We start from the raw sequence: 5,431 nt of genomic DNA, 5'->3' as shown, positions 1-5,431 counted from the left end.
CTTTGCTGTATAAGACTTATTACAATTTATAAAATCAAGAGGATATCCTTGAAATATTAGCTTTCCTCCTAGTTTTCCACCCTTAGGTCCAAGATCAATAATCCAATCAGCAAGACTTATTACAGATAAGTTATGTTCTATGATTATTAATGTATTTCCTTCTTTTACCAATTCATGGATAAGTTTCATTAAATTATTTATGTCTGATTCATGAAGTCCTGTGGTAGGTTCGTCCAAGATTATAATTTCCGATGTCTTATTTAGCAACATTTGAGCTATTTTCAATCGTTGAAGTTCTCCTCCCGAGTAGGTATCTAATGTCTGACCGAGTTTAATATATGATAAGTTTGCTTTTATTAATGATTCTATGGTTCGGTTTATCTTAGGGTTGTCATAAAAAATTTTCCCTGCCTCTATAACAGTTAAATTAAAAATTTCACTAATATTTTTGTTTCTATACAAATATGAGAGAGCCTTATCATTAAATCTTTTGCCCTGACATTTTTCACAAGTGTATTCCGTATCTCCTAAATATGCTAAGTCAAGTTTTATAGTTCCTTTCCCCTTGCATTCAGGGCAAGCTCCTTTTCCTGTGACGGAAAAGAAAGTTTTATCTACACCGTTTTCTTTACTGAAGATTTTTCTGATCTCATCATATATTCCCAAGTAGGTTACAATACTCGAACGACAGCTTGCTTGCGGTAACCTTTGATCCAATATTGTAGATTCCGGATATTTGCTTTTAAAAATTCCTCTTACTAATGTGCTTTTGCCCGATCCTGCTACTCCTGTTATGAGAGTGATGGCATTCTTAGGAATTTTTATCGACAGATTTTTTATATTATGCTTTGAAACATTATTTAATTCGTAATAACTTGAAAATTCTTTTTTATTTTCATTTATATAATGTTCTTTTAATAAAGCCTTGGCTGTTATAGTATTTGATTTTAATAACTCCGGGTAGCTTCCTTGGAAAGTTATATTGCCACCACAAGTACCTGCACCTTCTCCAAAATTTATAATCTGATCGCATTCTTTCATCATGTCCGGATCATGATCTACAAATAGTACAGAGTTCCCCTTATTTTTAAGTCCTTTAAAAATATTTGTTATTCCTCTAATATCCTGTGGGTGTAATCCTACACTAGGCTCATCAAAGATATAAAGAATGTCTGACAAAGAGCTGTTTAAATATTTAACCATCTTAATTCTTTGGGATTCTCCCCCTGACAAAGTGTTGGTTCCTTGATTCAGTTTCAAATAGTCCAATCCGACAAGAAAAAGACTTTTTAATTTCATTTTTATTTCATGAGTAATGGCTTGAACAGACTCATCTTTAATCGCATCTATAAAATCATATAAATCATTTACCTCCATATCTGTCAAATCTGCTATCGACTTGTTTTTTATTTTTGCACTTAAAACTTCTTCATTAAGCCTTGTTCCATGACAAGACGGGCAAGTTTCTGTTATTAAGATTTTATCTAAGTCCTTTTTGTATTGAGGGTTCTCTACATTAACAAAACTTTCCATAATTCGTGGAATTACGCCAAAATATTTGGCCGTCTTATGCCACTTTGAGCTTGGATTGGTTGGTTTGATTTTAGGTGAGTACAAGAGTAAATCGAACTCATCCTTACTATAACCAGATATTTTTTTGTCATTATTAAAATATCCGGATTCCGTGTATCGGCTAAGTCTCCATCCTCCGTTTTGAAATGTTGGAAAATTGATTGCATTATCATTTAAAGATTTATCAAAATCAATTAATTTAATTTCTCCTAACCCTTGACACCTTTTACACATTCCTTCCGGATTATTAAAAGAATATTTCATAGAATAACCAATAAATGGTTTAGCTATTCTTGAATATAATAGTCTTAGATCCGAATATATATCTGTAATTGTACTAACCGTTGATCTGGAATTTCCATGAATTCTTTTTTGATTTATCACCAAAGAAACCAAGAGATTTGAAATAGAATCTACTAATGATTTCTTATATTTAGGAAGCAGGTTTTGGATGTATGAAGAGTAAGTTTCCTTTAATAGCCTTTGAGATTCACTTGCAATCGTATCAAAGACAAAGGATGATTTCCCGGAGCCAGAAACTCCTGTCACCGCAATAATCTTATGTTTTGGAATTTTTACTGATATATTTTTTAAATTATTCGTTCTAGCATTTTTTACAACTATATCATCATTCATCCTTATCTATCCTTTCCTTTCTCAAGTTATTTGATAATATTTCGGATAAACGAACAAACTCTTTCTGCTCTTCTTCTGTAAAAAATTCTAAAGCTATTTTATAAAGTGAATGATGCTTTTCTGATATACTCTCTAAAAGAGACTTGCCTTCATCAGTTAAACTTGTGTATAACTCTCTTCCATCGGATTTGTTGGGAAACTGCTCTATATACCCCATAGATTTTAGACCTTTAAGAGCCTTTGACAACTTAGTACGTGAAACACCAAGAATAATACTTAAATCTGAAGGCAGAGATTCTCCTTCTTTATTCACTTGATACAAGATATCATATTGTAACCATGTAATATCTTTTGGGTTTACAAGGTTTCTCTCAGCAACCATCTCACATTGTAAATCTATAAGCGCTTTCTTTAAATCCATAACTTAACTCCCCCGAATATAATTTCTTTATAGAAATTATATCATAATTGAAATTATTTTTAAAATTTATTTTCAAACTTATGACTATATCTTAAAAAATACCATCCTTATTGCTTGTCCAGAAAAGAGGGTACATATCAGATTAGAACAAGATTAATTATATATTTCAATGAAAATTACATTTAATCTTACCTAAGCATATGATAACTCATCAATAACTTAACTTATATTCCCTAATTTATACTTTATTATCTTAATCTCCTAGTATAACTTATTTGTTAATCTATATTTTTTATTATGATAATTTATATAAAATACTTTATATGAAAAATATTAACATTTATTTACATTATCATAATGATTCATTCTCTAATATAGAAATAAATCTTAATTTCATATCAAAATACACCAATTATTAATAATCTTATTTTAGAGATTTCTTATAAAAGTAATCTTTACCATGCTTATCTCCATAGATTACTTCTTGAAGTTTATAGCCATATTTTTCATAAAGGTCCTTATGTTGTGTCATGATATAAGCCTTATCATATCCTAACTCTTTAGCCTTATCCTCCAAAAATAAAGTCATTTTTTCTGATAATCTTTTTCCTCGAGCTTTAGGATCAATATAAATCATGGCAATCCAAGGTTTAAGTCCTGGTTTTCTTATATAATCTTCTTTTACTAGAGAACCAAAAGCTAGAGGCTTGTCATTTTCTAAATAAAAGAAAAGACCACCATCTTTGCCAAATTTTTCTTCATACTTTCCATCTTTAATCTTCTTAGCAGTTAAAGGGCCTGGTTTCCACTCTGCGTTTTCTAAAAATTGTAATAATTTTTCTTTATCTTTGCTATCTTTGTATTCTATAAATTCCATAATATCTTCCCTTCTTAAATTTCAGATAATTTATCCTTCTGAATATAATTCACTATTATAAATATCAATCATTCCCATAATATAAAATCAATTTATTATAAAATAAAATATTTTGTTGTATATAAATTAGCATGATATAATAACATCTATCTTTACTAGACAATACAAAGTTTGAAACTATAGAATAATACTATTTCTTTATATTACCTATCCTAATTTTTATAAAAATTTTCATCTATTATTTTTAATTAAAAAATATTCAATTATTAAAATATTAAGTACCTAGTTAAAATAACACCTCTTAGAGTTTAATTTTTATCTCAATAATTTATTTCTAATATCTATATACGAGATTTTTTAATCAAATTTTACCATTTATGATTTTTTATTTTATATTTATAAAAACATTAGCTTTAAATAAGTTATGCTTAAAGAAACTTATCTAAGATTACCTATTCTTGTATTTCACTTTCTTCCAACTCTTTCAAAGTTATGCCTTCTTTAATTTTCCAGTCCGTTTTTCCATTAGTATTCATCCCAAGTAAGAAAGCTGATGCATATGAAGGACTATTAAATAGATAATCTTTAGATATTGTCCCATTTATTATTCTCCATTTAATTTACATTTTCTTCTTAAGTCTGCTATTGATTTTGGTATTGCTTTAGAGTCTTTTTCTTCAATTTAACTTCCTGATAAAACTACAAATCCCTCACTAGTTCTCTTGCACTTTGCTTCTATAATCTTATTAGATTTTCTGCTAGTCCTTGATAAATATAAAACTTCATCTTCTTTAAAGCTTTCTACTATACTAGGCTTATCCTTTTATCTAATATAGGAACAAAAAGTTTATACCCTAATACACCAAGAACTATCTTAGAATATTCTAAAAAATCAAAAAATTCAGATTCCTTTTCTTCAGTCACATTTCCTGGATTAGAATCATTTCCATTTCTTACTTTGTACCTATCTATTTCCATAGCCATATTAGTGAAATTATTTTCTAAATGTGAAATCTCTGTTTGTCCAAAAGAATTATTCTGAGTTGTGAGCATGAAAACCTCAGAAAAATAGAATTTGTCCTTTAAATGTTAACCTATTCTATATAAAACTCCTTCTCCATTTTTCCTTATTCCTGCTTGACCAATGTAAACCTCATCTTCATCATTTTCTTTTTTTTCATAGAAATAATATATACCACTCTGCTTTAAATCTGACCTGTCTTTACACTTATCTAAATAAGATCTTGGAATTTTATAAGCTAAACCAGTCCAATTGCCCATAGTACATTTTATTCTTCCAGTAACTTCTCCATCAATTAAGAAAAGATTAAAATTTTTACTATTTTTATATCTAAAACTTCACTTAATATTATTATATTATACAAAATTTGATTCACATATATAGAAAGAAAAATCCAATCCCATTAATGTTATACAATATAATTTAAAGTATTTCATAAAATATGATTATTTTAGTAATTTAAAAATGATAAATTACCTTGGGATTCTAAAGCTAAAACTATAAAGAGATAATAAATGAAATAAACTGACATATTAAATAGTTTGATTAAGACAAAATTAAACGGAACATATTCTATAATATATATGATACATTCCGATTAAAATATTATAAAGTCATTCCATATCTAAATACATATGCGACTTTTAAAATTTTATGCATAAACCCAAATCATAATAAAGAATAATGATTGACACAAAATTATTTATGGACTCTCATAGACCAATTATTGACTTACACATTTCTTTCTTTTGAACCTCTCCCCTTTGCAATAATTTCTCCCTTTATTTCAAATTCTTTAACTTCGCCGCCATCAATATTAAAACTTATAACCCCATCGCCATTTGTTTCAATGTTTTCTCCAACAACTAAATTTTCTATTACTGCGCCTTCAAGCACACTTATG

General features: G+C 28.2%; 6 protein-coding genes. All 6 read right to left on the bottom strand.

The window, feature by feature from the left end:
* Positions 1-2,208 (bottom strand): ATP-binding cassette domain-containing protein (locus tag SOR60_RS02945; RefSeq protein ID WP_320595156.1); only part of this gene is annotated, 2,208 nt, incomplete at its 3' end.
* Complete coding sequence (locus SOR60_RS02940; protein WP_154541359.1) at positions 2,201-2,629, bottom strand: MarR family winged helix-turn-helix transcriptional regulator; 429 nt, start codon at positions 2,627-2,629, stop codon at positions 2,201-2,203. The genes SOR60_RS02940 and SOR60_RS02945, both read right to left, overlap by 8 nt.
* Positions 2,630-3,053: 424 nt before the next feature.
* Positions 3,054-3,506 carry a GNAT family N-acetyltransferase gene (locus tag SOR60_RS02935; RefSeq protein WP_176269377.1) on the bottom strand — a complete coding sequence of 151 codons (453 nt, stop codon included), beginning with the start codon at positions 3,504-3,506 and terminating at the stop codon, positions 3,054-3,056.
* A gap of 452 nt (positions 3,507-3,958) precedes the next feature.
* Positions 3,959-4,099 (bottom strand): DUF4357 domain-containing protein, encoded by a 141-nt coding sequence (locus SOR60_RS02930; protein WP_320595157.1) that lies wholly within the window; start codon positions 4,097-4,099, stop codon positions 3,959-3,961.
* A 211-nt stretch (positions 4,100-4,310) separates the two neighbouring features.
* Entirely contained in the window at positions 4,311-4,559 is a 249-nt protein-coding gene (locus SOR60_RS02925; RefSeq protein WP_229771234.1) for a GIY-YIG nuclease family protein, read from the bottom strand.
* A 36-nt stretch (positions 4,560-4,595) separates the two neighbouring features.
* Positions 4,596-4,787, bottom strand: a complete 192-nt coding sequence (locus SOR60_RS02920) for a GIY-YIG nuclease family protein (protein ID WP_320595155.1) — start codon at positions 4,785-4,787, stop codon at positions 4,596-4,598.
* Between the last annotated feature and the right edge of the window lie 644 nt (positions 4,788-5,431).

The organism is Anaerococcus porci, assembly GCF_034090325.1.
Lineage (GTDB): Bacteria > Bacillota > Clostridia > Tissierellales > Peptoniphilaceae > Anaerococcus > Anaerococcus porci.
This window is presented reverse-complemented; position numbering and strand designations above follow the sequence as displayed.